Genomic DNA, 23,292 nt, shown 5'->3' with positions numbered 1-23,292 from the left:
TGCAAACGATATAGGTAACTCTGTGGGTACTGCTGTTGGGAGTGGTTCTCTCAGGATGAAAAAGGCCCTCTTGCTGGGGGGATTTTTTGTATTAGTTGGGGCGCTGTTCCTTGGTGGGAGCGTCATAAAAACAATAAGTGAAGGAATAATCCCCCAGGGGCTCCTGAGCCCCAGAACAGCCCTTGTTATAACATTAACATCATCAATCTGGATAACCTTCACCATCATAAAAAAGATACCAATTTCAGGTTCCGATGCCATTGTAAGTTCAGTTATTGGTGCCGGAATAGCAAGTATCGGCATTCAGAACATGAGAACAGATGTTGTTGGCTTCATAGTGCTGAGCTGGATTATGTCACCGGTTGCAGGTTTTCTCACAGGATTTGTAATCTACAGATCCATCAGAAGGGTTTTAATAAAACCGCTTCAGGGTATGGGTATGCGAGACCGACTTGAAAAGGTATTTTCATATCTTCAGATACTGAGTTCCTCGTTTTCAGCCCTTAACCTTGGGGCTGTTGATATAGCAGTTGCAACAGGTGTTATATTTGCGACGGGTTATGCTGGTGGTTACTGGATCAGAATACTGGGGGCTCTTGGACTTGCTTCAGGAATTCTGCTGGCTGGCAACAGGGTGACAGAAACAATTGGAAGAAGAATAACAGACCTCACACCAAGCAGGGGCTTTGCAGCCCAGCTATCGGCGGCAGTTATCGTTTACCTCTTTCTGGGTTATGGTATGCCTGTATCGCCAACACAGACCCTTGTGGGATCGGTGATAGGTGTTGGGATTGCGCATGGGACATCAACAGTCGAGTATGACGTGATAAGGCACATAGCATACACCTGGATAGTTACGATACCCACATGCATCATCCTATCAGCTGCAATTTATACTATCACAGGCTTTATATGAACATTAAAGGCTTTTGAGGGCCCTTATAATGTCCCCATCCGCAATTATCCCCACCATCTCACCATCGGACATGACAACAAGCTGATTTATTATTCCCTCATCCGATGAGTAGTCATTCATCTTCTCAATGGCGTCAGCAAGTGTCTCATCAGGGGCCACCGTGGCAACATCCCTCACCATGACCTCCCCGACTGTTGTGCCAAGTTCATAGTTGTCAAGTATCAGGTTGTGACCAAGGTCTGAAGCAGTTACAATTCCAACAAGTTTACCCTCATCAAGGACAGGGAGAGCACTTATCCTGTGCTTCATGAGTTTCTCAAATGCAAAAACCACATCTTCAGATGGTTCAACTGTTATAACATCAGCTGTCATTACATCCTTAACCTTAACTTCATTCAGTTTTTTCAGCACCTTTCTCTCCTCCCTTAACACTGGTTTTTGTCAGTGATTTTATAATTGAGTCTATCGTGGTTACAACATCTATATTCTCAATAACAGGCACATTGTGTTTCTTTGCCTGGCTCTCAATGTATCTGTGAATTCTTCTTATTGCCCAGAAGTAACTTATATACCTTTTAAGTGGTCTTCTGGCCCACATCTGTCTGCAACGTGAATAGAACCTCCCCTTATGGACGTTCTCATCTGAAACCGTGAGGACAAACATTGCAACATTTTCCTTGTTTATGAGGTCATCCTTTATAAATCCGGGGACTATATGCACGCCCTCAATCACTATGCTTATACCCTCTGTGAGGGCCCTCTCAATTACGGCCTCCACACCGATGCTCACAGTGTCCACGTGATCCCTGAATCCAATGAGAACCTCGTCAAGTTCTGGTGGTGGGGGTATTCTGAGGGACTGGTACGCTGTGTAGCTTGATTCATATATGGACGGGAGAAGTTCCCTGGAGACTATTTTACGCATTACCTCCCTTATCATGTCGGTGCTTATCATGTTCCTTATGCCAAGGCGGTTTGCAACCTCAAAGGCAATTGATGATGTTCCAACACCTGAGGCCCCCCCTATGAGTATTATCAGGGGCTCCTTGCACTGCCTTATTCGTCTCCAGAGCATGTACTTCTCTGCTACCTCAGGATCCTCCCTTTTCAGGTGCTCTGAGACCACATCAACGAGTTCCTCTATTGTTATGACATCGACCTTATTCTTTTTAAGGTGAGCCTCAATTCTGGAAGCAAATGTGTATGCCTTGTTAGGGTCCATCTCTGCCCTGGTAAGTGAACGTGCCAGAACGCCCTTGGAGAAGGGCTCCGTGTATTTTTTTCCGCTTACTTCTCCCTGAACCATGATCATGGTCTCACCTCAAAAAGAACTTGTCATACTCTGAAATCCAGTTTTTATATATTTAACTGGATCTGAGATTTAAAATTTCAGCAGTTATGGATCCATCATCTTCAATTTCAATGAGGGCTGCTCTGCCATCTGAAAGCTGTCCCGGGTTGACCACGATGGTTTCACCTATACGGTCCACTCCCGGGGACTCGTGGATATGGCCACAGATGTTCAGGCAGGGCTGGTGTCTTTCTATAACATCCCTCACACCCCTGCTTCCAACATTATCCCCGGATGGAATTCTATCAAGCGATGTTCCATGTGGTGGTGCATGGGTTACAAGAATAAGAACATCTCCTTCACCAGACTTTTCCATGAGGTCGTCCAGTTCCGATTTTATTTCATCCTCATCCAGTTCAAGGGGTGTGTTGAATGGTGTTGGGTTTGAACCCCCAAGGCCGCATATGGCAATATCCTTGATGTTAATGGATCTTCCATGTATATTCACGGCCTTTGAGTTTTCTATTTTAGCCACAGCCCCATGGGGATCGCAGTTTCCGGGTACGGCAACAACAGGGATATTGTGGGATGCCAGGTCATTCAGGAGCTCCTCAACGAGTTCCGCCGGCCCAAAGTGTGTTATATCACCTGCCACAACAATGAGGTCAACGCGGTTATCCATTATAAACCTGTGAAGTTCAGGTATGTTTGAACCATGAAGATCACTTACAGCGAGGATTTTCATGAAAAATCACGCTCCACATTATTCCCTGAAGAAGGAGCCTATCTCCTTTAAACCCTTTTTTATGTCCTCTGAATCGCCATAAACAGCTATAAGATCGTCTTCTTCAAATTCAATTATAAGGCTGTGGGTCTCAGCGATATCCTGGACCCTGTCCTCGGCTATTGGTTCCTTAAGGTGCACCCTTGCAGCTGCAAATCCCGGTGGGGCTCCAACAATAAACCTTGACTTTGTTTCAGGGGGTTTGTGGACCTCCTCACCCCTTGAGGCCCTCTTTAATTTTTCAATCCATTCCTCAGGGTAATCAGGGGCCACTGCCTCTGCAAGTTCAAGGAGTTTCTCCTGGATTGAGTTGAGCATATCGTTTATTCTCTTAAGCTCCCTGATCATCTCAGGGTTCTCTGTATCTGATTTATAGAAGTTGATTGATGTCCTCACAAGCCTTATATCCTCTGTAATTTCCACTGGGACATCAACATCCTTCTTTCGAAGGTCTGTCAGGAGTTCAACAAGCACGAACCATGTCTGTTCAACAGGGAGTGTCATAGATGTCCTTCCAGAATTTTTAGGGTTGTGTGGTTTATCTTTGCACCCGCTTCTTCAAGTTCCTTTCGGATCTCCTCAACGTTACTGTAGGAGCTGAGGATGAGCACATGGTTGCTCTGTGTGCCCTGGATGGATAGTATGGCCACCTCGTCGTCATCAGATAATTCCTTCTTCTCAAGGCCTGCCTTGTAGTCCACAAAGGGTTTGAATTCTTCTGGAAGATCCTTCAAAGTAAATATTCCCTTCAAAGTAGCTATAAACAAAAAAACACCTCACTTTGGGATTTTAAATCCCTGAAAAAAATAATTAATTTGTGGTATTAACCGCTTCCAGGTGCCAGGCGGTCGAGTTCCTCGAGCTTTTCAAGGCACTCGTCGACGCATACCTGGTGGGCGTCAACCACAAGGTCCTCTTTTGGAAGACCCATTGCAAGTCCAAGTAGCTGTGCGAGGTGAAGTACCGGAATGTCGAATTCCTCGCCGAACTTGTCCTTTATCTCCATCTGACCAACGTCAAACTGGAGGTGGCAGAATGGGCAGACGTTTACTATTGCGTCAACACCGGCTTCCTTCATGTTTGTGAGTTTTTCCCTTGTGAAGTCAAGTGCAACGTCCAGGTCCCTTGATCTCACTCCACCACCGGCACCGCAGCACATCATCTTGTCCTTGTATTCAACGGATTTCGCACCGGTTACCTCAACGATTTCGTCCAGTATGGTTGGTCTTTCAGGGTTGTCTATGTTTATCTCATCGCTTGGTTTGAGGAAGTGGCATCCGTAGTGCACTGCAACGTTGAGGTTGAGGGGCTTTTCAACTAGTTCTGAGAGTTTGTCAAGTCCAACATCGTTGTACAGTACTTCAGCAAAATGCCTGACGTTGACTTCACCTTTGTATTCCCTGCCAGTCTCCTTGAGGATTTCATTGATTTTTGCCTTCATCTCCTCGTCTTCCTTGAGGAGGTGGTTTGTCTCGAAGAGTGAACCGAAGCATCCGTTACACTCGGTCATGATGTCTGCGCCCATGTCCTCGGCGATTGTTATGTTCCTTGCTGCTATTGCGGCCCATGTTGTTTTATCGAATGAACCGAATACCCCTGGTGCTGGACAGCAGGATGCTCCTTCCATGTCCTTCAGTTCGATTCCGAGTTTATCGAATAGAACCCTTGTTGCCTTTTCAATTCCAGGGTACCTGTTGTTCATGATACATCCTAAAAAGTATGCGATTTCCATTTGCATGCCTCCTTATTCAAGTTCACCTGTTTCCCAGTTGTAGCCTATTAACTGGTCAAAGCCTGTTGCCTTGATGATTTTCTGAACCTCTTCAAGTGCCTCAGGGAACTGGTGTGTTGTTGGTGGTAGTTCTCCAAGGCCAACAGCCTTTCGGAGCTCCATTGTTGCGTCGTTGATTGGTACTCCGTGACCTGTTTTTATAACGAATGATCCAACTGCCTTGTGTGCTGGTGCCATGAATCCTGCTTTGGCTGCTTCGTTCCTTGCAAGTTTCACGACATCCACGATTTTGACCTTACGTGGGCACCTTTCCTGGCAGGAGTAACATGTTGTGCACATCCAGAGGGTTGGATCTGAGATTATTTCATCCTTTAATCCAACATTTGCCTTCCTTATTATCTGTCTTACCCTGTAAGGGGTTCTTCTTCCAGATGGGCAGGATCCTGTGCATGTACCGCACTGGAAACAGTATTCCAGACTGTCACCGCCAGCGGCCTTTATTTTCTCGGAGAATTCCTTGTCAATATTACCCTTTCTGATTATGTTTTCTTCTCTCTGCAGTAGGGTCATTATATCACTCCTTTCGCTTTTCTCCTCTTCCTCCTCTGATTCTTCTTCAGAATCAGAATCCTCCGAAGAGTCTTCATCCTCAACTACCTCCTCATCTTCATGGGAGGTTTCAGCAGTTTCTTCAGATTCATCCTCCTCAACATCTGCAGTCTCAGGTTCTTCAGCTGATGCTTCCTCAGAGGCCCCGTCAGGTTCTTCAACCTTTTGAGGTTCCTCTGGTTTTTCTGTTTCTGCAGATACTGAGGGTTCATCTGAAGGTTTTTCTTGAGGTTGAGGTTTTTCTTCCTGTTTGGTGGACTCTGTTGGGGTCTCTGTTTTCTCTGGCTCCTCTGTTTTACTGTCCTCTTCCTTCTTCTCACCCATCAACATTTCTTTTAGGCGTTTTAGAACTGACATTGTTTTCACACCCTGAAAGATCCCTGGTTAGCAAACCTCAGATTTTTCTTATTAGACTGTGATTTTTATGGGTATATAAAGATTCCTAAAATTTGCCGATGTGTAACCTTTAAGGTGACACCTGAGGATTGTATCCTAAGATACCGGTAAGTGACAGACTGCACCCTGAGCAAGACTGTAATGGTTAAGTAATCCCTGACTCCAAGTAAATAACAGACGGTGTAAGCAATGAGCAAGACTGAATACCAGATAAAATTACATGACGGACCCGCAAGGCTGGGTCTTCTCGGAGATTCTGAAACTCCCCTGCTTGTTAAATATGAAAAGATGGATATCGCCCCATATGAAACCATCCCGCACAATGTACCCCGGGAAATCGCAGAGTGGGGTGTCACTGAAACCCTGGAGCTGGCCTCTGAATCTGATGCAGAATACGCATTCATACATGGATCCCGCTATACTGACCTCAGAGTAAGATGCGCCCTTGAACTTGAGGAAACTGGTTTCAGGAAACTCATAGTGGCAAATATGGATGAACTGCTCCAGAGACCCATGGAGATGGTTCGGATTCTGACTGGAATACGTGAGGCCATAAAACCTGAGACCATGCTGTGTTCAACATTCTCCCCTCCAGCTTTCATCCCCCTGCTTGCATATATGGGTGTGGATGTGTTCTCAGACGCCGCTGCAGAGTTCTATGGTATGATCAACGTTCTGTTCACCGAGACCCATACCTATCCCCTGGACACCTACCGGATCTGCAGTTACAGTACAGATGAACTGATTGAAAGGAACAGATTGACACTGGATCTGGTGCTGCGGGAGGTCCGTGAACACATAAAGAACGGTACACTGAGAAACCTCGTAGAGGAGCGTGCTGCCTCCTCACCCCAGAACATGTCTGCACTCAGAATCCTGGACCATGAAATGCAGGAATTCCTCCAGAAGTACACCCCCCTCTACTGATAGGGGTTTTCAGAGCCCTGCGCCGCCATTATAAGATAATGATAGGGTCCTGCATCCCCCACGGACTCCACAGTGAAACCATGATCTTCAAGGATCTCTATGACCTCATCCTCTGACAGCCTTAGATCCATGTGCGGTCCCGGGGTTCCATCTACCTTTTTAAAATCAACCACCACCAGCCTTCCACTCCTGCTGAGGAGTCTTTTGACCTCGGCCATCAGTGGTTCAACCTCGCCGTTGACCACTATCCCATGGAAAACGTTGGCCATGAAGTAAATGTCAACTGTTCTATCAGGAACCGGCAGTCTATGGGTTATATCGGCAACCAGGGGTAGTATGTTACTCCTTCTGCCTATTCTGGACCTCAGGATCACAACCGATTCTGGGTATACATCAACCGCGATGACCCTTCCCTCATCACCAACAGCAGATGCTGCTTCAAGTGAAATAAAGCCATCACCACAGCCAGCATCAAGAAACGTGTCCCCGGCCTTCAATGGAAGCATCTCAATGAGCTTTTTAGCATCTATGAGGTCCCTTGTCGATTTACCGCCATCGACATGGATCTTACGGGCCATGTTAACACCATACTGTATCTCTTTTTTATATGATAAAAATTTTCACGATCTCCCTGGTGGATCTTAACCCTTGATTTTGCAGTTCATTACAGTGCTTTAACCAACATGATCAAACTGGATCGCCAATGAAGAGCATCATTACAGTGCTTTAAAAAGTGATGTTCGGATCCCGAAGGCATTTATAAATAGGTGCCGGGAGAGAATTATTAAATGGTGTCTTAATATGATAGAAAAGATGGAGCTCACCATGACAAATGGCACGGTACACCACTTCAAGAGGGGTGAGTTTGGGGTGGAAAATATAAAGGTTGATAAGGAGAAGTGCTTTATACTGGTGAGCTTCTCTGAGAGGGAGTTCGGTAAAAGGGAGATAATAATACCCCTGCAAAACGTTGAAAAGTGCGAATACCTCCTAAGGTAATCAGATTATCATCCCCTCCACAATGGAGCGGGGCGCGCCTGCAACCTCAACAAGGTACTCGGCCTCGATGAAGTGGAGTGCGCCGGGGACAACAAGACAGTGAAGTGGATCCCCAAAGTCCTCCTTAATAAGTGAGGATATTGCATCAGCCCTCACAAGGGGTCTTTCAGAACCTGCCCTTGCAATTACAACTGCCAGGGTCTTTTCATTGATTGTGTCATCACCAAGTTTCTCTGATGCCCGCAGCAGGTATTCAAGGCCCTCATTTGCAGTCATGTACCTCCTTTTATGGGCCTCTATATCCAGGAGCACCAGTGAATGGGAATCCCTCTCAAGGTTATCCCTTATATTAACGTAGGGGGATGTTGGGAAGTAATTTTCTGATGTGAATGGTACCGTAATTATCCTCCCGAATTTGTAGGCCTGCAGCCCTGCAAGGCCCGGTGCAGCGGATATTATTGATGATGCATGAATGACCCTTGTCTCTATGCCCCTCCTCCTTGCGTCCAGGATCAGTTCTGTATGTGTGGTTGCAACGAGGGGGTCCCCCGGGACAAGGAGTGCCACATCGGATTTTTCTGCCTCAAGAAGTGGTATCCTTTCCTCCTCAATTTCCTCCCTGCGCAGTATATCTATATCCTTACCGGTTAACTCCTCAATTGCAGATAAACTGGCACCCTGAAGGATTGCAGTGTAGAATTCAGCGTAAACCCTGCTGCAGGCCTTTAAGGCCTTCAGGCCCTTAACTGATATGTCATTTTCATCGTAAAGTCCAAGTCCAATTATGTAAAGCATCTCTCACCCTCTCATAAATCATAACGTTATATAATGTTTCAGGAAAACCAGTATATAAGTGGCTTAAACTGTAACAGGAAGTTCACCATGAAGGGTTTAAAGGTTCCAAAGAAAAAGGCCAATGACATAATCAGGATTTTAACTGAGAAGTCTCTCCTTAACAGGGATTACAGGATAAAGAGGGATGAAAGCCATGTTTACATACCGGTGATCGACACCGGGATTGCAGGGGAATTTGATGATGTTGAGGTCATCGATGATGTTTTTGAGAGAAGTAAACGCTCCCCACGAAGTTTTACTGATATGCTAAAATCCAGGATCCCTGAGGACGTGCTTGCATCCATCAGACGGTCCTTTGATATAATAGGGGATACCGTTATCCTTGAAATACCCGAGGAGCTCCATGAGTACAGGCATGCAATAGGTGAGGCCGCCCTTAAATTCACAGGGCGGAGTGCCGTGTACATGAAGAGGAGTGGGGTGAAGGGTGTTACAAGGACCAGGGACCTTGAACTCATTGCAGGTTCTCCGGTATCTGAAACCGTCCATAGGGAGTACGGGAGCCGTATAAAGGTTGATATAAGGAGTGTGTACTTCAGCCCCCGCCTTGCCAATGAGAGGGAGATCGTTGCCAGGCAGGTGAAGGAGGGGGATGTTGTCCTTGACATGTTCGCAGGTGCCGGGCCCTTTGCAGTTGCAGTTGCAAGGCATGGAAAGGCATCCAGGATATACGCTGTTGACATAAACCCCGCTGCTGTCGGTTACATCAGAGAAAATGCCCGTCTGAACCGGGCAGAGGATATCATAGTCCCTGTTGAGGGTGATGTGCAGGATTTCCTAAATGATAAGGAGTGCTTTGCAGACCATGTGATCATGAATCTCCCGGGAACTGCCTGCGAATTTCTTGATGACGCCATCCGGGCAGTCAGGGATGGGGGCATCATACACTACTATGAATTTTCAAGGGACTTCGAAACCCCTGTGAAACGCCTGAGGGACGCCGCGGCACCCTTCAAAGTGGAGATCCTGGATAGGAGAAGGGTGAAGTCAAGGAGCCCAGGTGTGTGGCATATTGGTATCGACGCAAGAATAAAAAAGGGGTGAGATCAGAACACGCTAAGAACACGCCAACCATTACCTAAAAGAGCTGAAATCACAATGGATCAACTATACCCTCCTCTGTTATGATGCCGTCTATAAGATCAGAGGGTACTATGTCAAATGCAGGGTTGATGACCTCGGTATTTTCCGGGGCTATCCTGCAGCCGCCATAATATAGGACCTCTTCAGGGCTTCTTTCCTCGATCTCAACATCATAAATTGAATTTTCCCTGTCAAAGGTGCTGAGTGGTGCTGCAACGTAAAAGGGTACATTGAACCGTTTTGCTGAGAGTGCAACCATGAGTGACCCTATCTTGTTTGCCACACCGCCCTCTGCCACACGGTCAGCGCCTATTATAACCTTATCTATCATTCCCCTCTGCATGAGGTACCCTGCTGCAACGTCCGCTATCAGTTTAACAGGTATGCCCTCCTGCTGCATCTCCCAGACACTCAAACGGGCGCCCTGTCCCACGGGCCTTGTCTCATCACATATAACCGTTATATTCTTTCCCTGATCCCTGGCGGCCCTCACAACACCCAGGGCCGTGCCGTAGTCAACACAGGCAAGGGCGCCTGCATTGCAGTGGGTTAAGATTGTATCTCCATCATGGATTATGCTGGCCCCATGAGCCCCTATGGCCCTGTTGGTCTCCATATCCTCCCTGTAGATCTTCAGGGCCTCGTCAAGTGGGGACCCGGATTTCATTACACGGTCCACTGCCCAGAAAAGGTTCACTGCGGTTGGCCTTGACGACCTTATCTCCTCTGCAGCCCTTTCAGTGTCCTCGCCTGCAAGGTCTGCCAGGGCAACTCCAAACGCTGCTGTTACCCCAATGGCCGGTGCGCCCCTTACAACCATGTTTTTTATTGCGTATATGACGTCCCGGTAGTTTTCACACTGAAAGTACTCCAGTGAATCGGGAAGTTTTCTCTGATCTATAAGAATGAGTCGGTTGTCCTTCCATTCCAGTGTCTTCATGGTTATCACGGGATTTTCAGTAGTGGCTCGCTGGTGTCATGTCAAGGTGCTTGTCGGCACCCTTTTTCCCTGGGATGCCGTAGGCGTCTGCCCTGCACTGTGTGCATGCCCTGAATACGGGTATTATCTTTTCAACCTCATTCCTGACCCTCTCGATCTCCTCACAGGTTGGCCGTGGGTAGTCCTCCATCTCACCCATCGGTATGAGTGGTATAACGTTCATGAGGGAGGCTCCCCTCTTTTTAACCTCCCTTGCAATGTCGACTATGTGTTCATCGTTGAGGCCAGGTATGAGTACACTGTTGACCTTAACAATGATACCCTTCTCTGCAAGTTTCTCTATACCCTCAAGCTGGTTCCTTGAGAGAACCTCGAAGGCCTCCCTTCCATGGTAGACCTTATCCTTGTAGATAACAAAGGAGTATATCTTCTCACCTATGTCAGGGTCAATGGCGTTCACGGTTACTGTGACTGTGTTAACACCAATCTCTGCCAGTTCATCAGCCTTATCTGGAAGGAGCAGACCGTTGGTGCTGAGGCATTTAAGGAGATCCGGGAACTTCTTGCTGGCCTTTTTGAAGAACTCGAAGGTCTCCTCATTTGCAAGGGCATCGCCGGGTCCTGCGACCCCTATTACACTTATGGGCATCTCGCTCTTAACCTTCTCAACGTGCTTTACTGCATCCTCAGCTGTCATGATCCTTGCAGTGACCCCTGGCCGGTTTTCGCATTCACTGATATCCCTTGTGCAGAACTTGCAGTGGATATTGCAGCGGGGTGCGATGGGCAGATGGATCCTTCCAACCCTGTCATGCAGTTTCTCATTGAAGCAGGGCTGACCCTTTGTTATGTGGGCAAAGCGTGTCTGTCTCTGATCGGGCATGTTTTCACCTCATATCGTCTATTATCTCCCTGACCTTTAAAATCCATTCATCCATGAGCACCTCATCGGTATCATCCAAGGGCTATTATGTTATCCTCTGAAAGGTCCCTTATAACCCGGAATCCCTCGGGTATTATACGGAATATTGCATCGTACACCCTCTTCTCGAGGTTCATTGAGGGGTCGCGGACCGTCATTCCGCTGATATCCGAGATGGGGTCCTCCACCACCACCTCAAATCGGGATGGCTGCCGTACCCCGCCACGCCCCTGTGTCTCCCAGAGCCTTTCAAGTAGCTGTGGAAGGTACGTCTCATCCCTTATCCTCAGGTGGACTGCTCCGGTGGCCTTATCAACCTCCATCTCCACCATGTCCTCAAGGTAAATCGGCTCAGAGGTCCTCTGTGTCTTAACCGCTATGATGAAGACCGGCTCTCGAGGATCAACCCATATTCTCAGGTCATCAACTGCCCTTGCAAGCTGGAGATCCTGAAGAACCTGGCGGGCTATTATCTCATAGACCTCTGCACCCCGGGGGTCGTAGCACTCAACATTTATCCCCATTTTAACCCTCACTGATGTCTTTCATTCCAGAAACAAGGAGGGCCGCTCCAACTGCGCCTATGTGCTGTGAATACGGGGGTACGATGACATCGATACCTCCCAGAATATCACTTACCGCCTTAACAAGGCCCTCTATAAGGGATGTTCCACCCACCTGTATGAGGGGTTCCCTCACATCTATCTCCTGGAGCTGCTGCTCATATACCTGTTCGGCCACCGAGTGGCATGCCGCGGCTGCTGCATCCTCCCTTGAAACTCCCGCTGCAAGTGCGGTTACAAGGTCGTGTATACCAAAGACTATGCAGTAACTGTTGAGCATCGCCTTCTCGTAATCGGCCTTCATTGCCAGGCTTCCAAGTTCATCTATCTCCACTCCAAGCCTCCTGGCTGTTATGTCCAGGAAACGCCATGATGCACCGGCGCAGATACCCCCCATGGTGAAGTTGTCGGGTATTCCATCGTTGACGGTTATGACCTTGTTGTCCATACCCCCTATATCCAGGACCGTTGCCTCCCCCTTCTGGTGGTCTGCCAGAAACACTGCACCCTTGGAGTTCACGCTGAGCTCCTCCTGTATGAGGTCGGCCCCGTAATGTTTCCCTATGGTTAACCTGCCGTAACCTGTGACTCCTATCCCATCAAGGTCCTTAATCGTGTAACCTGTACCTGCGAGGGCCTCCTCTATACCCTTCTCTGCGGAGCCAAGGACATCTGTTGTGGGAAGCCATCCTGTTCCTATGACCTCGTTATCCTCCATCAGCACTACCTTGGTGGTTGTTGAACCTGAATCTATTCCAAGGGTGAGGCCCTCCTGTTTCTCCCTTGCAAGTATGCTCTTCCTTGCCACTATTGTTGAGAGCGCCTCCATACGTATGAAGAGCTCATCGGCCTTTGTTCTCTCTGTGAATGAGTAGGTTACAACCGGAAGCCTTGTGTTCTGCTGTATGAACCTCCTTATCTCATTCCTTACAAGGGCTCCCTCTGCACACCTGAAGCAGGTTGCTATGAAAACCGCGTCGGCATCTGTTTTGCCCTCAACGATTGACATTGCCCTTGCTATCATGAGTTTCAGGCTTGAACTGGCACAGTTGAACCCAAATTTTTCATAGGCCTCGTCTATGTAGTCAAGGTCGGCCTCGGGGATCACTATTTCGGCCCCGAAAGTCCTCGCTGCCTTTTCAATTTCCTTCTGAACACCGCTGTAGTCGGTTCCGCATGAAATCTGGGCTATTTTAACCATTTTGAGCCTCCAGTTCGTCCAGGAATTTGTTTATCCTGTTAACCACATCTATTGTCTCTTCCCTTGTTGTGGGATATTTCAGTTCAAGTGTGGGTATGCCCTTCTTTCTGAGCTGGAATACGCAGAGTTCATTGGTCCTTGCGCATCCTATGCATCCAAAACCAAAGGGGGCTTCCTCCATTATTATGGCGGCATCCGCATCCTCTATGAGGGGCCCAAGGATTGCCATTCTCCCCCTCACACCTGAGGGAACCTCTATTGCCGCATACTTCAGGCCCCTTATCGGGTCCTCCTCGGTTATGTTGAAGGGTGGTGAATCAATTTCAGGGTCTGTGACCTTCTGTCTGATTTCTTTCTGGATTACAAGGGGCTCATGTCCCCTTCTTTCAACAAGATCTGCAAGTATAAGTGAATTTGGTGGAAATATCGCTATCTTCAATAGAATTCCCCCCTGTCTCCCTCCTGGGGTCTTCTGGCTATTTCAACCATGTCTGTGAAGAGGCCCTTTGTGGCATCAACGATTCCCACCGCACAGAGAACCTCACCCTTCTCCTTCAGGGGTACCACGACCACGGGTATCCCCTTGTAGGGTCCCCTCTCAGGTGTCTCCCTTGCTATCTCACCTGATTCAAGGACCTTTTCAAGTACGGGTCCTGTGTAGCTGTCATCGATCACCTTGCCGTCCTCTATTCGAAGACCCTTTGCTTCCCGGCTCCTTATTGTGAGGGGAAGACGACTTACAAGTTCATGTATACACATTCCAAGTTCCTTGAGTTCCTCTCCAGTGGATGATGAAGTTATTTTCATTTCAATCAGCCCTATGTTTTCTGTCTGGATTTCAGACTCCTCTCAACTACATCGCGAAATTCATCAACAGAAACCTTCTCCTTTTTTTCGGGTTCGGCCTTCTGGGGCCTTTCAAGGGCCTCGCCCACATATCCAAGTAGTTTGAATTCCTTTTCAAGCTGATGGTAACCCTCCCTTGCTGCTCCTCTGTGTCCTCTGCATCTCCTGGGGTCCCCAGGTGGGAACCCCCTCTCCTTTGTGAATATGTTGGTCGGGTCCAGGCTGCGTATTTTTCTGACAGCCTCCATCACAGTCTCTGTGTCCCCATGCACCAGCGCACCGTAACATGTTGATTTTATGGTCAGTGGCAGTCCAAGGAGGTGGAGCCTCTGGACAAGTTCTGATGAGCTCAGCCTTGATGACGGCCCAAGTATTATCATTCTTGTTGATTCCTCATGGTTTTTTTCTTTCCCGGACATAGACTGTGTCCCCCTCTTTGAATTTTTCAACATTCTCAAGGCCCTCTATGATTCTGCCTATTATGTTGGTACCGTTGAATGGTTCCCCTGTTGGGCCGTATTCATCGTTGTCCTCGAGTCTGACACCAACCATACCTATGTGTCTCCTTGACATGTTTGTTATGCCAATGCTGCCCTTTTTAACGCAGTTTTCAGGTGTTTTCTCCGGTACAAGGCCCTTTGCCAGGGATCTGTCACCCTCAAACATCACCACCTTCATTCCTGGGAAGGCGAAGTGTACCTTGAGGGATCCGATGGGTGTGTCGATGAGGCCTGTGAGTCTGCGGAAGTACCATGAGGATCTTGGCGCATCAGGGTCAAGTTCAACCTCCAGGATTTTATCGGCCTCTATGCCCACTGTTCTGACCCTTCCCTCCTTGAGTATGTCCATGGTGTAGGGTGGGTCCTGGGCCACAACGATTGCATCGTCAACCATTATGCCGTCCCGTATCTGCTCGACACCGTATCCTTTAAGGTATTCCTCTGCTTCCTTCTGGGTCATGGATACTGTCATTATCCTGCCGGGTTCGCACTCCACCGTGATGTGGTCCCCTTCCCCTGCTATATCCACCAGTTCCATTCCATCTGTAACGTTTCCTATGAGGTTGTGGGATGGTGTTGAAACCCTGTCCTCCCTGTATATGTAAACCCTTCCAGCACCCCTTCCTGTGTTCCTAAGGGTCACTGTGCCCCTGTTTCTCTTTGCTATTTTTTCAGGATCCTTTTTTATCCCCTGAAGGGAGTAGAAACCTATGAATGAGTTGGCCTCATAGTCGACCCTCAGTTTCCCCTCCTCCACCATTGTGAAGAAGTGTTCAACAGACTGGGGGGACTCGTGGGATGGTTTTACCTTAACGTAGGTGAATATCTGGTTTCCATCCTCAAGTGGTGTTTCAAGGTCTGTCACTGCGGCGCTCTCAACTATGCTTTTTCTCTCAACAACTGGTTCCACTGACCTTATCACGTCGCGGTCTGTCAGCCGCTCAATGGTTCTTCCCCCGCCGGTTACCCTTGCAAAAACACCCCTGTTCTCAGCCGGGGCGCCGTATACTGATGAATGGGGGTCCCTGGAGATTATTATGTGGGTTGAATCCGGGCTGAACCCTGAGAGGCTCATTATAACCTCATTCTCGTCGTAGAAGAATTCCTTCCTTGACGGCTCCAGTTCTGTTTTCAGGGGTCCCATTGAAATCTCGGATGGGGTTGTCCACCTTATACGGAGGTTTTCAAGGTTGCTGTAGACCTCCCTCCATGTCTCAACGATTTCAGGTGCTTCCTCAGGGAGCAGTTCAATCAGGATGCTTCCTGCTGTTGTTTTGATCCGGTATGTGTCTATTGTCCTTTCAAGTTCCCTTGTGCCGCTTATGAGGCCCACAAGGGCGCCTTTCACATAGGGGGCTCCTGTAGCATCGATGGCATCCCTCACTGTGGCCCCCTCCGGGAGTTCAACATCCAGTCCATTAACCTTAACAAACATCAGATCTCCCTCATATTTTTTCTTCTATCACACCTGTTATGATGTCCCTTTCAAAGTCAAAGAGGACCCTTTCATCATTATCATGGACTAAGTGGAGTTTTCTTTCGGATACTATCTCCCCGGCGTCTGATGCGGTTATTCCGGCAGACTCGAGCAGTTCAATACATTCAGCAACATTTTCTGGGCGTGCTGTCAGCACAAAACCTGAGCCAGGGTACATTCGAAGCCAGTCCTCCCACTTAACTGATCTGTTACGTGGTATTGATTCCAGTTCCACCCGTGCGCCCACATCCGATGCCTCAAGCAGCATCCCCAGTGTTCCAAGGGTCCCCGGGTTGCTTATATCCTTACCTGCAGTTACCAGCTTTCTTTCTGCGATGATGGACATTACCTCAATCTGGAACTGCACCTCTTCAGGTGTTTTATGGGTGGTTGTGTCCCAGTTAAGGGGAAATGATGGGTGTGGCCTTCCATCGAGGTCTATGCCCACTATAACCCTGTCACCGGGTTCTGCGTCACAGCTTGTTATGAGAGCATCCTCCGATGCTATACCTGCAATTGAAACATCCAGTGCATCGTAGGGTGTGTCAGGGTGCACGTGGCCCCCCACCATTGGGACCCCGAACTTCTCTGCCCCCTCTCTTATACCCTCCATCACACTGTAACAGGTCTCCCGTGATTTAATTGAGAGAACGTTGACCATGCCCACGGGTTTACCGCCCATGGCTGCAATATCGTTAACATTAACAAGTACAGAACAGTAACCGGCCCAGTGGGGGTCAGCCTCCATCAGACGCCCCCATATTCCATCTGCTGCCAGTAAAAGAAGTTTTCCGTCGCCAATCCTGATGGCCGATGCATCATCACCGTAACCGAGATGTGTTTTTCCCGAGACACTGAATGCATCATTAAGAATAGAAACTATATTTCTTATTGGCCGTTTTCTTGTTACACCCTCAAAATTTTTAAGGGAATGGATGATATCATCTAAATCCAATTCCACACCTCTTTTTATCGGTTTAGGTGTATCTCACGGTGTAGCTTGCACCTATATTATCTATAATCTGTAGTAGATCCCTTTTAAAAGTTTCCAAATCATTGGTTTCAATGGTTTTTTTACCCCTGAAGAGCTCCCTGTGGATTCTTTCACCAACTATATCGTCCCATCCCTCCTCAAACTCTATTATGATCGAATCTGCGCATTTGAAGCCCTTCTTAACCACCCTATCTATATCACCGTCTGTTATCCCTATTATGGGAACATCGAATCTGTAGAGTATATCTGCAGCCACGAGCGTTGTATCATCTCCAACCGTGACAACAAGATCAGAGTCATGGAGCATGTATATGTCCTCTGCTGCGTGGTTTAAGAACGAAACCCGGTACTTCTTTTTATTATTTTCCCTTACCTTCACCTTTCTGGGTTTTACCTCGGAGCGGCGGAGAAGTCCCGTCTTCACTACCGCGTCCTTGAGGTTAACCCTTCCAAGCTTTTCAACCCCGTGTTCCTTTATCTTCCCACCTATTATCTCAGTGATCACGCCGTCCTCTGCGACGAGGGTGACGTCGTCTGACGTTGAGACCCCCACTACTATACCATTTACGAATATGTTCTCATTCTCTGAGACACCCACGAGCCTCCGGTACTCCCTTCTGTCAGGCTTCTGTTCACCGCATGGCTCTCCATGGAAGATCTCCCTGCATACCTCCTCTGGATCCACCATCTCGAGTTCAAGTTCACGTGCCAGTTTCTCTGCGAATGACTCGGCCTCCCTCTTCCATGCCACAACACTTCCATCGGGTTCACCTGGTCTTTCTATCTGAACAACTGGCGGTTTTTTTTCTGATCTCTGGAAAACCTTGTATCCAAATCCATGCCCTGTGATACGGGACTTTCCGTAATTCATGAGGACAACAATGCCGGCGCCCTCATCTGCAAAGAGGTCAACCGATTCACTTGGGAGTCTCTTCTCTGAGATGTCTATAACATCCTCAAGGTGGGCGTCATAGACCGCGGTCCGCCCCATGGTGCCCCCCAGTCTTGCCCTGACCTCCCCATATTTTTTTAGAAAATCTATAAGTTTTGCTGCGTATCCTGAGTCAACTATCTGTGGTCCGTGGACAACCACGCCTATTCTCATAAGATCACCCGAGCTTCCTGCAAGATCCCCTCTAACGGCGGGACCTGTATCTTTTCTTCTTTATCTCTGAGCCACATATCTCACATTCCCCGAACTGGTAGTCCTGAGGGTACACCCTCCTGCATCCAGTGCATATCTTCCTCCACTGATAGGTCTCCTTTATACCCGATGTGAGGACACTGCTGAACTCTATTCCAAGAATTCTGAGGGTGTTCTGTATCGTATAGTCATCGGTGATTACAGTTACCTCGCCCCTCTTTCTGAGTGAAACGGCAAGCCCTATAACCTCCCTGTCTGTACTGGAGAGTCTCATGGCATCCCCTGATCTGCTGGTGACCTCATCCACCTCCCTCATGCTCTCAGGGTCAGGTTCCATTATTCTGAGTCTGCCATCACTGAGTGCCCTCTCAAGGACCATGACCGATTTGAAGTCCCTTATCTCATCTGTTACAGACTTCACGGTGTAGTTTTCAGTGCCCTCAGGTATGTATCCGTTTATGAATGCAGATGCATCAAGAACCCTCTTCATTAAGACCACGTATTAATCAGGGATTATAATATAATAAGTTTCCATTTTGAGGTTTGGTGAAGCATGGTAATAAATTTACCCTCACATGGGGAAGTACCGGGTTTGGGCTTTCCCTGTGGAAGAACCTCAGATACACCCCATCAACAGACCATGTGGATAATCGGGCAGGTGTAAAAAAGTATTACCATGAAGTTCTGTAAAGTAAATTAAAACAGTTATTTTCATGTTTAGATGGTTTAAAAACCCTTAAATGCGCTTAAAAGTCCTTGAGAACGGTTGAACCAATCTAACGAAAACTTTATAAATAGTGGTGTTAATATATAGTAAACGGGTAGGGTCCAGGACTTTTAAACTTATTCTGGTCTTTTAAATTGGAATTGAAACCGCCTCCAATCCAATATCAAACCCTACCCAGACCAAACCGCCATAAATTTTTATTACTTTTCTCTCCTTGTCAGAAACGTGGATATACTCACTTTCGCTTACAGAAAAACCAAAAGACTTATAAATTGCACCCACAATAAATAGCATGTTACATCCACAGTTCATTATTAAGATACTGGTTGATTGATATGAAAAGTGCCAGCATGGAGGAGCACAGGAGATTGGCTCCAGAGGACATAATCTGCGGTGTCATCACCCTCAGTGATTCAAAATATGAGGAATTCAGAAAAACCGGTGAAATACCTGAAGGTGACCTATCAGGCAGAAAACTCATGGAGGCACTGTCTGAAAGTTACTCTGTTAAGGAATACAGGATAATACCTGATGACAGACATGAACTTCTATCTGCAGTTGATGATATGATAGATAAGGGTGCTGACGTTATATTTACCACCGGTGGCACAGGAATTGGAAGTAGAGACATAACAGTGGAGACCCTAAGGGGTATCTTTGAAAAGGAACTGGATGGTTTCGGTGAGATATTCAGGTACCTCTCATTTAAAAAGCTGGGAGCAGGGGCGATACTCAGCAGGGCAACGGCGGGTGTATACAGAAAAACACTGATATTTGCACTTCCAGGGTCACCGAACGCGGTGGAACTTGGGATTGAAATTGCTGTCCCTGAACTCGGCCACCTTGTTAAGCACCTCAGGGAATAAATATGGCTTTTTTTAAAGATGCTTCGAGGATTCTGCATCATTTTGAGTGCCCTATCATGAGACAATCATTGGACAATTAACTGTGAAAGCAGATTTTCTCAAATAGGATATGATCCCCTGAAATCAGAAGCTCAAAAAAAATTAATTAATCAGTGATCATCCCTGAAATCAGAGACCGATATCAGCGGTATGAGTTCAATACCCCTTTTTTTGAATTCCTCAACCGCCCCCTCCTCACGGTCAACCACAACAAATGTCCTCTCAACCACCCCTCCATTTTCCTGGATCGCCCTCACGGCCCTCAGAAGTGATCCTCCAGTTGTTGTGACGTCCTCCACAACAGCGACCCTTTCACCGGTTTTAAGTTCACCCTCAATGAGTTTTGATGTTCCATAACCCTTCTTTTCCTTTCTTATCATGAGGAGGGGCTTTCTGGAGTAAAGGGACACTGCGGTAGCAATGGGGACCGCGCCCAGGGCAGGGCCCGCAATCTTGTCTGCACCCTCCACCTCACCCTTTATGAGCCTCGCTATCACATCAAGGACCTCAGGGTCGGTTATAGCTCGCTTGATATCAACGTAATAATCACTTTCTCTGCCTGATGAGAGGACAAACTTACCCCTCTGAATGACATTTCTCTCTGAAAGAAGTTTTATGAGTGTCTCTCTGAGTTTCTCCTGATCTTTGACCTGCATAATTTACAGACCCCCAGTTCGGCGCTGTAACAACCTGAACATACCATTGATCCGCATAGCCTGCAGGTGTGGAGAAAGTCCGCCCTGCCACAGAGGCCGCAGATCCCCTTAAGCTGCAAGGACCTTCACCCTGTTATTCCTCGCCGCCCCTTAGGAGTATCTTGTCCCCTATCTTTTTAACCATCTCGTAGGGAACTATTGTCTCGCCTTTTGATAGCCCAAGACCCTCTGATATTCCACCCTTTCCAAGAACGAGTGCCTCTATTGTCTGGGATTCTATGTCAACCTCAACGTCCTTTACCTTGCCTATCACCGTTGCGGAACTGTCAAGAACCTCTTTGCCGATTATTTCTTCAACTATCCTCATGGTACCACCATTCAGTCACTGTATTATTATTGTTCTCATGGGTATTTAAAATTTTAAATGCGGTGAACCAAAACCTTTTTATACGATGAAATTCACTATCTTCTTTTTCTTACATGAATATACTTTATTCTCTGGAGGCATAAAACCAATGAAAAAAGCCCTGGAAATATTCTGGAATGACATCAAGACCGTTAAAAACAGTCCTGTGGTGCTATTCGTCATTGCAGTGATTATCTGTATCCCGGCACTGTATGCAGTTTTCAACATACAGGCAACCCTCGACCCATACTCAAAGACATCCAACATCAAGGTTGCGGTGGTCAATGAGGACAGGGGAGTGAATTTTGAGGGTGAAAAGCTCAATGTGGGTGCAGAATTCGTGGATGAACTCAGGAATAACAGGAACTTCGACTGGCAGTTCGTTGATCGGTCAGAGGCCATGAATGGACTCAGGGAGGGGGACTACTACGCCGTACTCATAATACCAGGAAACTTCAGCTCAGACCTCCTGTCCATCAAGAACGGCACCCCCAGGCAGGCCAGCATCGAGTACATAGTGAATGACAAGCTGAACCCTGTGGCTCCACGAATAACGAACGCAGGGGCAGATGCACTTCAGGCAAAGATAAACAGTGAAGTCGTTAAGACCATTGACGGAATAATATTCGGTAAGATAAGCAGTGCCGGTGAACTTGCAAGGGCAAACAGGGATGATATCCTCAGGACAAAGAAATTCATCAGCGAACTAAATGCAAACCTTGGTAAAATCGATGAAACCCTCAGCACAGCAAATTCAGATCTCGAAAAGGGGCAGAACCTCTGGTCAGGGCTAAAGAGTGATTTGCCAGAAATTCAGGAAAACGCAAACTTTGTGAAGGAGAAATACAGTCTACTGGAGAGTTACATTGGAAAAGACCCTGCTAAGGCTCTATCAACAGTCCAGTCCATGGAGTCCCATCTTTCAGAGGCAATAGCCTCAATGAAATACCTGAAGGCCGTTCTTGGCAGTTTATATTCCGCCACCGGGGATCCTAAGTTAAAAACAGCGATGGACCAGATAGACGCCAATATCCAGAAGGCCAACTCAGTTCTGGGCATACTTGAGGGTATAGAGACAGACCTCAAAACAAAGGGGACCACAGAACGCCTTGTGAAGCTCAGAGAATCCCTCAACAAAATGGACAGTGCACTGAACAAGCTCATGGATAACAGGGCACAGATAGATGCTGCCATGAGGGATGCGTCATCAAAACTGGGCATTGCAAACTCCAAGTGGCCAGTTATGCGGTCAGCGATTCAGGACGCCCACAGAAAGCTTGGCATGATCAGTGAGGATGACCTCAACAGCCTTGTGAGACTGGCTGACATTGATCCTTCCGCTGTGAGGGAATACTTCAGAAGCCCTGTGAAGATGGAGAAGGAGCACATCTACCCTGTGAAGAATTACGGATCCGCGCTTGCACCCTTCTACATACCCATATCCCTCTGGATAGGAGGTATTATCGCAGTTGCAATGATAAGCATGAGGGTGAAGTACGGTGAATACAGCAGCATACAGGTGTACTTTGGAAGGATGGGGCTCTTCATCATAATAGCCATCTGTCAGGCCCTTGTTGTTGCAGCCGGAGCCCTGCTCCTCCAGGTGCAGATAACAGGAACGTTGCTGTTTCTGCTGACAGCCCTCTATGTGAGCATCTGTTCCATGCTCATAATCTATTCCCTCACATCTGCCCTGGGGAACGCAGGAAAGGCCCTCTCAATAATAATTCTGGTGCTTCAGATCACGGGTACAGGGGGCATATTCCCTGTTGAACTCCTGCCACCATTTTTCCAGGCGATCCACCCGTACCTTCCACTCACCTACGCTGTGGGTGCTCTGAGGGAGGTGGTCGCTGGTGTGATCTGGAGTATCTACTGGAAGAACATGGCACTTCTTGCCCTCTTCCCCGTGGTGACCTTCCTTATCACGGTACTTGTAAAGGAGAAAATGGATAAAAGGGCCCACTGGATGGAGAGCAAACTAGAAGAAAGCGGTCTTTTCTGATTAAACTATTTTTATTTTTATTTTTGCCAGATAGGCTTGATCCTGATTTTTATTGGCAGAATTGTGATTCTAGGAAATTATCACATCCCGAACGATTTCAAAATTTTCAGCAGAAAGCAGTTTTTAGAAATTTAATGGCCCATATCATGAGAATGGTTTCAACAATAATCGCCTGATAAATAAAAGGGGGGGCCTAGAGGCCCAGTTCATCCTCTTCCATCTTCTTCTCTTCTTCCTCCCACTGGAGTTCCTCCATTATCTGCTCCTCCTCATCCTCACCTCCACGGTTCCAGTTCACAATACCATAAAGTACACAGAAAACCGTCACAAGGATGCAGAGGAGGTAAGCACTCCAGACCCAGGGATCAGGTATACCAAGCACCATCACAGAACCTCCACATCAGAGTCTCCAGA

30 protein-coding genes (1 of these 30 cut by a window edge) are annotated in these 23,292 nt (G+C 47.5%); 6 read left to right on the top strand and 24 right to left on the bottom strand.

The genetic code is table 11. From position 1 onward, the window contains the following. A protein-coding gene (locus MTBMA_RS02250) for an inorganic phosphate transporter (protein ID WP_013295283.1) crosses the window boundary here: on the top strand, window positions 1-916 show its 3' portion. The gene continues 59 nt to the left of window position 1, outside the view; only the last 916 of its 975 coding nucleotides appear in the window; its start codon lies beyond the left edge, outside the window; the stop codon is at window positions 914-916. Window positions 917-919: 3 nt separating this feature from the next. On the opposite strand, the gene MTBMA_RS02245 is transcribed toward MTBMA_RS02250, so the two are convergent. Genes MTBMA_RS02245 through hdrC form a run of 7 tightly spaced genes read right to left on the bottom strand, consistent with a single transcriptional unit; the run spans window position 920 to window position 5,689 of the window. After that, the gene (locus MTBMA_RS02245; RefSeq protein WP_048901268.1) at window positions 920-1,288 is read right to left on the bottom strand and encodes a CBS domain-containing protein; all 369 of its coding nucleotides are present in this window, start codon (window positions 1,286-1,288) and stop codon (window positions 920-922) included. A 19-nt stretch (window positions 1,289-1,307) separates the two neighbouring features. After that, window positions 1,308-2,228 carry a 2-phosphoglycerate kinase gene (locus MTBMA_RS02240; protein WP_013295281.1) on the bottom strand — a complete coding sequence of 307 codons (921 nt, stop codon included), beginning with the start codon at window positions 2,226-2,228 and terminating at the stop codon, window positions 1,308-1,310. Between the two features lie 52 nt (window positions 2,229-2,280). Then, entirely contained in the window at window positions 2,281-2,952 is a 672-nt protein-coding gene (locus tag MTBMA_RS02235; RefSeq protein WP_013295280.1) for a metallophosphoesterase, read from the bottom strand. Window positions 2,953-2,970: 18 nt separating this feature from the next. After that, entirely contained in the window at window positions 2,971-3,495 is a 525-nt protein-coding gene (locus MTBMA_RS02230) for a DUF2096 domain-containing protein (RefSeq protein ID WP_013295279.1), read from the bottom strand. Next, window positions 3,492-3,758 (bottom strand): DUF749 domain-containing protein, encoded by a 267-nt coding sequence (locus MTBMA_RS02225; RefSeq protein WP_013295278.1) that lies wholly within the window; start codon window positions 3,756-3,758, stop codon window positions 3,492-3,494. The genes MTBMA_RS02230 and MTBMA_RS02225 overlap by 4 nt, the downstream gene beginning before the upstream one ends. Before the next feature lie 56 nt (window positions 3,759-3,814). After that, window positions 3,815-4,723, bottom strand: a complete 909-nt coding sequence (gene hdrB, locus MTBMA_RS02220; RefSeq protein WP_013295277.1) for a CoB--CoM heterodisulfide reductase subunit B — start codon at window positions 4,721-4,723, stop codon at window positions 3,815-3,817. 12 nt (window positions 4,724-4,735) lie between these two features. After that, the gene (gene hdrC / locus MTBMA_RS09180) at window positions 4,736-5,689 is read right to left on the bottom strand and encodes a CoB--CoM heterodisulfide reductase subunit C (RefSeq protein WP_238523395.1); all 954 of its coding nucleotides are present in this window, start codon (window positions 5,687-5,689) and stop codon (window positions 4,736-4,738) included. Window positions 5,690-5,917: 228 nt separating this feature from the next. Here hdrC and MTBMA_RS02210 point away from each other — a divergent pair, with 228 nt between their 5' ends. Then, window positions 5,918-6,655, top strand: coding sequence for a tRNA guanosine transglycosylase family protein (locus MTBMA_RS02210; RefSeq protein WP_013295275.1), 738 nt, complete (start codon window positions 5,918-5,920; stop codon window positions 6,653-6,655). Here the strand turns inward: MTBMA_RS02210 and MTBMA_RS02205 are convergent. Further along, window positions 6,649-7,233, bottom strand: coding sequence for a class I SAM-dependent methyltransferase (locus MTBMA_RS02205; protein ID WP_013295274.1), 585 nt, complete (start codon window positions 7,231-7,233; stop codon window positions 6,649-6,651). The two genes, MTBMA_RS02210 and MTBMA_RS02205, sit on opposite strands and share 7 nt — an antisense overlap. A gap of 223 nt (window positions 7,234-7,456) precedes the next feature. On the opposite strand from MTBMA_RS02205, the gene MTBMA_RS02200 reads away from it, so the two are divergent. After that, window positions 7,457-7,654: a hypothetical protein gene (locus tag MTBMA_RS02200; protein WP_013295273.1), complete on the top strand. Its 198-nt coding sequence runs from the start codon at window positions 7,457-7,459 to the stop codon at window positions 7,652-7,654. Here the strand turns inward: MTBMA_RS02200 and dph5 are convergent, their stop codons facing one another. Continuing rightward, window positions 7,655-8,449 carry a diphthine synthase gene (dph5, locus tag MTBMA_RS02195; protein WP_013295272.1) on the bottom strand — a complete coding sequence of 265 codons (795 nt, stop codon included), beginning with the start codon at window positions 8,447-8,449 and terminating at the stop codon, window positions 7,655-7,657. It abuts the gene before it with no gap. A gap of 87 nt (window positions 8,450-8,536) precedes the next feature. Between dph5 and MTBMA_RS02190 the strand changes: the two genes are divergently transcribed. Further along, window positions 8,537-9,553, top strand: coding sequence for a class I SAM-dependent methyltransferase (locus tag MTBMA_RS02190; RefSeq protein WP_013295271.1), 1,017 nt, complete (start codon window positions 8,537-8,539; stop codon window positions 9,551-9,553). Between the two features lie 49 nt (window positions 9,554-9,602). On the opposite strand, the gene mtnA is transcribed toward MTBMA_RS02190, so the two are convergent. The 12 genes from mtnA to MTBMA_RS09060 form a co-directional block, all read right to left on the bottom strand. Next, entirely contained in the window at window positions 9,603-10,532 is a 930-nt protein-coding gene (gene mtnA / locus MTBMA_RS02185) for an S-methyl-5-thioribose-1-phosphate isomerase (protein WP_013295270.1), read from the bottom strand. Between the two features lie 16 nt (window positions 10,533-10,548). Beyond that, window positions 10,549-11,415, bottom strand: a complete 867-nt coding sequence (gene nifB / locus MTBMA_RS02180) for a FeMo cofactor biosynthesis protein NifB (protein WP_013295269.1) — start codon at window positions 11,413-11,415, stop codon at window positions 10,549-10,551. Between the two features lie 71 nt (window positions 11,416-11,486). Further along, entirely contained in the window at window positions 11,487-11,978 is a 492-nt protein-coding gene (locus MTBMA_RS02175) for a methanogenesis marker 17 protein (RefSeq protein ID WP_013295268.1), read from the bottom strand. 1 nt (window position 11,979) lies between these two features. Further along, a complete protein-coding gene (locus MTBMA_RS02170; RefSeq protein WP_013295267.1) occupies window positions 11,980-13,218 on the bottom strand; it encodes a methanogenesis marker 15 protein in 1,239 nt (412 codons plus the stop codon). Next, complete coding sequence (locus tag MTBMA_RS02165; protein WP_013295266.1) at window positions 13,211-13,657, bottom strand: methanogenesis marker 5 protein; 447 nt, start codon at window positions 13,655-13,657, stop codon at window positions 13,211-13,213. The genes MTBMA_RS02170 and MTBMA_RS02165 overlap by 8 nt, the downstream gene beginning before the upstream one ends. Then, window positions 13,654-14,025, bottom strand: coding sequence for a DUF2111 domain-containing protein (locus MTBMA_RS02160; protein WP_013295265.1), 372 nt, complete (start codon window positions 14,023-14,025; stop codon window positions 13,654-13,656). The genes MTBMA_RS02165 and MTBMA_RS02160 overlap by 4 nt, the downstream gene beginning before the upstream one ends. An 11-nt stretch (window positions 14,026-14,036) precedes the next feature. Beyond that, window positions 14,037-14,483 carry a methanogenesis marker 6 protein gene (locus tag MTBMA_RS02155; protein WP_013295264.1) on the bottom strand — a complete coding sequence of 149 codons (447 nt, stop codon included), beginning with the start codon at window positions 14,481-14,483 and terminating at the stop codon, window positions 14,037-14,039. Then, on the bottom strand, window positions 14,458-15,999 hold the full coding sequence (mmp3, locus tag MTBMA_RS02150; protein WP_013295263.1) for a methyl-coenzyme M reductase-associated protein Mmp3: 1,542 nt from the start codon (window positions 15,997-15,999) through the stop codon (window positions 14,458-14,460). Before mmp3 ends, MTBMA_RS02155 begins: the two co-directional genes overlap by 26 nt. 10 nt (window positions 16,000-16,009) lie before the next feature. Next, window positions 16,010-16,996, bottom strand: coding sequence for a methanogenesis marker 2 protein (locus MTBMA_RS02145; protein ID WP_013295262.1), 987 nt, complete (start codon window positions 16,994-16,996; stop codon window positions 16,010-16,012). A gap of 22 nt (window positions 16,997-17,018) precedes the next feature. After that, window positions 17,019-18,140 carry a DUF2117 domain-containing protein gene (locus tag MTBMA_RS02140; RefSeq protein WP_013295261.1) on the bottom strand — a complete coding sequence of 374 codons (1,122 nt, stop codon included), beginning with the start codon at window positions 18,138-18,140 and terminating at the stop codon, window positions 17,019-17,021. A gap of 31 nt (window positions 18,141-18,171) precedes the next feature. Further along, a complete protein-coding gene (locus MTBMA_RS02135) occupies window positions 18,172-18,669 on the bottom strand; it encodes a type II toxin-antitoxin system VapC family toxin (RefSeq protein ID WP_013295260.1) in 498 nt (165 codons plus the stop codon). Window positions 18,670-19,035: 366 nt separating this feature from the next. Further along, window positions 19,036-19,200 carry a hypothetical protein gene (locus MTBMA_RS09060; protein WP_158498100.1) on the bottom strand — a complete coding sequence of 55 codons (165 nt, stop codon included), beginning with the start codon at window positions 19,198-19,200 and terminating at the stop codon, window positions 19,036-19,038. A 41-nt stretch (window positions 19,201-19,241) separates the two neighbouring features. Between MTBMA_RS09060 and MTBMA_RS02130 the strand changes: the two genes are divergently transcribed. Continuing rightward, window positions 19,242-19,772, top strand: a complete 531-nt coding sequence (locus MTBMA_RS02130; protein ID WP_013295258.1) for a MogA/MoaB family molybdenum cofactor biosynthesis protein — start codon at window positions 19,242-19,244, stop codon at window positions 19,770-19,772. A 149-nt stretch (window positions 19,773-19,921) separates the two neighbouring features. On the opposite strand, the gene pyrE is transcribed toward MTBMA_RS02130, so the two are convergent. After that, on the bottom strand, window positions 19,922-20,467 hold the full coding sequence (pyrE, locus tag MTBMA_RS02125) for an orotate phosphoribosyltransferase (RefSeq protein WP_013295257.1): 546 nt from the start codon (window positions 20,465-20,467) through the stop codon (window positions 19,922-19,924). Window positions 20,468-20,600: 133 nt separating this feature from the next. Continuing rightward, window positions 20,601-20,834 carry a PRC-barrel domain-containing protein gene (locus MTBMA_RS02120; protein ID WP_013295256.1) on the bottom strand — a complete coding sequence of 78 codons (234 nt, stop codon included), beginning with the start codon at window positions 20,832-20,834 and terminating at the stop codon, window positions 20,601-20,603. 148 nt (window positions 20,835-20,982) lie between these two features. Between MTBMA_RS02120 and MTBMA_RS02115 the strand changes: the two genes are divergently transcribed. Beyond that, window positions 20,983-22,878 (top strand): YhgE/Pip domain-containing protein, encoded by a 1,896-nt coding sequence (locus tag MTBMA_RS02115; protein ID WP_013295255.1) that lies wholly within the window; start codon window positions 20,983-20,985, stop codon window positions 22,876-22,878. Window positions 22,879-23,071: 193 nt separating this feature from the next. Here MTBMA_RS02115 and MTBMA_RS02110 read toward each other — a convergent pair whose 3' ends face one another. After that, the gene (locus MTBMA_RS02110) at window positions 23,072-23,263 is read right to left on the bottom strand and encodes a symporter small accessory protein (RefSeq protein ID WP_013295254.1); all 192 of its coding nucleotides are present in this window, start codon (window positions 23,261-23,263) and stop codon (window positions 23,072-23,074) included. Between the last annotated feature and the right edge of the window lie 29 nt (window positions 23,264-23,292).

Origin of the sequence: Methanothermobacter marburgensis str. Marburg (assembly GCF_000145295.1) — an archaeon.
In the GTDB taxonomy this organism is placed as follows: Archaea; Methanobacteriota; Methanobacteria; order Methanobacteriales; family Methanothermobacteraceae; genus Methanothermobacter; species Methanothermobacter marburgensis.
Note: the sequence above shows the minus strand (reverse complement) of the source record. Positions and strands in the feature narration are given on the sequence as shown.

Coding starts and splice junctions, on each gene's coding strand:
- MTBMA_RS02245 (WP_048901268.1), bottom strand. CDS start 1,288: ATGACAGCTGATGTTATAACAGTTGAACCATCTGAAGATGTGGTTTTT.
- MTBMA_RS02240 (WP_013295281.1), bottom strand. CDS start 2,228: ATGATCATGGTTCAGGGAGAAGTAAGCGGAAAAAAATACACGGAGCCC.
- MTBMA_RS02235 (WP_013295280.1), bottom strand. CDS start 2,952: ATGAAAATCCTCGCTGTAAGTGATCTTCATGGTTCAAACATACCTGAA.
- MTBMA_RS02230 (WP_013295279.1), bottom strand. CDS start 3,495: ATGACACTCCCTGTTGAACAGACATGGTTCGTGCTTGTTGAACTCCTG.
- hdrB (WP_013295277.1), bottom strand. CDS start 4,723: ATGGAAATCGCATACTTTTTAGGATGTATCATGAACAACAGGTACCCT.
- hdrC (WP_238523395.1), bottom strand. CDS start 5,689: ATGTCAGTTCTAAAACGCCTAAAAGAAATGTTGATGGGTGAGAAGAAG.
- MTBMA_RS02210 (WP_013295275.1), top strand. CDS start 5,918: ATGAGCAAGACTGAATACCAGATAAAATTACATGACGGACCCGCAAGG.
- MTBMA_RS02205 (WP_013295274.1), bottom strand. CDS start 7,233: ATGGCCCGTAAGATCCATGTCGATGGCGGTAAATCGACAAGGGACCTC.
- MTBMA_RS02200 (WP_013295273.1), top strand. CDS start 7,457: ATGATAGAAAAGATGGAGCTCACCATGACAAATGGCACGGTACACCAC.
- dph5 (WP_013295272.1), bottom strand. CDS start 8,449: ATGCTTTACATAATTGGACTTGGACTTTACGATGAAAATGACATATCA.
- MTBMA_RS02190 (WP_013295271.1), top strand. CDS start 8,537: ATGAAGGGTTTAAAGGTTCCAAAGAAAAAGGCCAATGACATAATCAGG.
- mtnA (WP_013295270.1), bottom strand. CDS start 10,532: ATGAAGACACTGGAATGGAAGGACAACCGACTCATTCTTATAGATCAG.
- nifB (WP_013295269.1), bottom strand. CDS start 11,415: ATGCCCGATCAGAGACAGACACGCTTTGCCCACATAACAAAGGGTCAG.
- MTBMA_RS02175 (WP_013295268.1), bottom strand. CDS start 11,978: ATGGGGATAAATGTTGAGTGCTACGACCCCCGGGGTGCAGAGGTCTAT.
- MTBMA_RS02170 (WP_013295267.1), bottom strand. CDS start 13,218: ATGGTTAAAATAGCCCAGATTTCATGCGGAACCGACTACAGCGGTGTT.
- MTBMA_RS02160 (WP_013295265.1), bottom strand. CDS start 14,025: ATGAAAATAACTTCATCATCCACTGGAGAGGAACTCAAGGAACTTGGA.
- MTBMA_RS02155 (WP_013295264.1), bottom strand. CDS start 14,483: ATGTCCGGGAAAGAAAAAAACCATGAGGAATCAACAAGAATGATAATA.
- mmp3 (WP_013295263.1), bottom strand. CDS start 15,999: ATGTTTGTTAAGGTTAATGGACTGGATGTTGAACTCCCGGAGGGGGCC.
- MTBMA_RS02140 (WP_013295261.1), bottom strand. CDS start 18,140: ATGAGAATAGGCGTGGTTGTCCACGGACCACAGATAGTTGACTCAGGA.
- MTBMA_RS02135 (WP_013295260.1), bottom strand. CDS start 18,669: ATGAAGAGGGTTCTTGATGCATCTGCATTCATAAACGGATACATACCT.
- MTBMA_RS09060 (WP_158498100.1), bottom strand. CDS start 19,200: ATGCTATTTATTGTGGGTGCAATTTATAAGTCTTTTGGTTTTTCTGTA.
- MTBMA_RS02130 (WP_013295258.1), top strand. CDS start 19,242: ATGAAAAGTGCCAGCATGGAGGAGCACAGGAGATTGGCTCCAGAGGAC.
- pyrE (WP_013295257.1), bottom strand. CDS start 20,467: ATGCAGGTCAAAGATCAGGAGAAACTCAGAGAGACACTCATAAAACTT.
- MTBMA_RS02120 (WP_013295256.1), bottom strand. CDS start 20,834: ATGAGGATAGTTGAAGAAATAATCGGCAAAGAGGTTCTTGACAGTTCC.
- MTBMA_RS02115 (WP_013295255.1), top strand. CDS start 20,983: ATGAAAAAAGCCCTGGAAATATTCTGGAATGACATCAAGACCGTTAAA.
- MTBMA_RS02110 (WP_013295254.1), bottom strand. CDS start 23,263: ATGGTGCTTGGTATACCTGATCCCTGGGTCTGGAGTGCTTACCTCCTC.